2 protein-coding genes are annotated in these 1,174 nt (G+C 71.0%); one reads left to right on the forward strand and one right to left on the reverse strand.

Annotated elements, in window-relative coordinates; genetic code table 11:
* A partial coding sequence (locus I5I_RS15025) for a Maf family protein (RefSeq protein WP_036321640.1) occupies nucleotides 1–682 on the reverse strand: 682 nt, incomplete at its 3' end.
* A 58-nt stretch (nucleotides 683–740) separates the two neighbouring features.
* Here I5I_RS15025 and I5I_RS15030 point away from each other — a divergent pair.
* Nucleotides 741–1,174, forward strand: a 434-nt coding sequence (locus I5I_RS15030; protein ID WP_036321642.1) for a TRAM domain-containing protein, incomplete at its 3' end; no start/stop codon positions are given.

The raw sequence follows: 1,174 nt of genomic DNA on the forward strand, positions 1-1,174 counted from the left end.
TCGCGTCCTCCTTCTGCGTGCCGTCGCGGTGGGAGGGGGACGACGTCCACAGATCGGTCCACACGACGCCGAGCGCCTTGCACAGTCGGCGCACCGTCGACAGGGACATGCCGACCACGGTCGACGGGTCGCCGTCGACGCGCTCGATGAACGGCCCGCCCAGGCTGTCGACCGTGAAGGCCCCGGCCACCTGCAACGGTTCGCCGGTTGCGACGTAGGCGGCGATCTCGGCATCCGAGACGTCGGAGACGAAGGTGACGGCGGCGGCGGCGACGGCGTGCTCCTCTCGCGGCGGCATCCCGGGCCGGACGCGGATGACGCTGTGGCCCGAGTGCAGCACACCCGTCCGGCCGCGCATCTGCTCCCACCGTGCCGTGGCGACCTCGGGCCGCAGCGGCTTGCCGAGCACGTCGCCGTCGATCTCGAACATCGAGTCGCCGCCCACGACGACGCCGTCGAAGTCGGGGATGTCGTTCACGAGGGATGCCGCGACGTCGGCGGCCTTGCGTCGCGCGAGCAGCAGGACGTGCTCGTCGGGAGGCAGGATGCGTGCCTCGCGTGCCTGGATCTCGTCGATGACCGCCTCCTCGTCGACGTCGGGCGCCCGCAGCAGCGGCTCGATGCCGGCCTGGCGCATGAGCATGAGTCGGGCGGGGGAGGTAGAGGCGAGGCACACGCGCATGCCGTCCAGCGTACGTTCCGTCGCGGACGAGGTCGGGGATCCGTGACAGCATCGAAGGATGCAACCCGGAGACCTCCTCGATCTCGACATCACCGACGTGGCCCATGGTGGCGTGTTCATCGCGCGGCACGAAGGGCGGGTCGTCTTCGTCTCCGACGCGATTCCGGGCGAGCGCGTCCGGGTGCGGTTGACCGAGACCGCGAAGTCCTCGTTCTGGCGCGGCGCCGTCGTCGAGGTCCTCGATGCCTCGCCGCATCGACGCCCGCACATCTGGGCGGCCGCCGACGTCCGCATCGACCCCGATCGGCGACCCGGCGGGGCCGACTTCGGCCATATCGAGCTGGGGCACCAGCGGGAGCTGAAACTCCAGGTGCTGCGCGCCGCCCTCGGACGCTTCGGCGGTCTCGAGCAGCCGTCGGCGACGATCAGCGGCGCGCGCGCTCTCCTGTCGGATCGAGGGACTCTAGAGGATCCCCGGGACCGAGCTCGAAT

This window comes from Microbacterium sp. B24, from assembly GCF_000333415.1.
Taxonomy (GTDB): domain Bacteria; phylum Actinomycetota; class Actinomycetes; order Actinomycetales; family Microbacteriaceae; genus Microbacterium.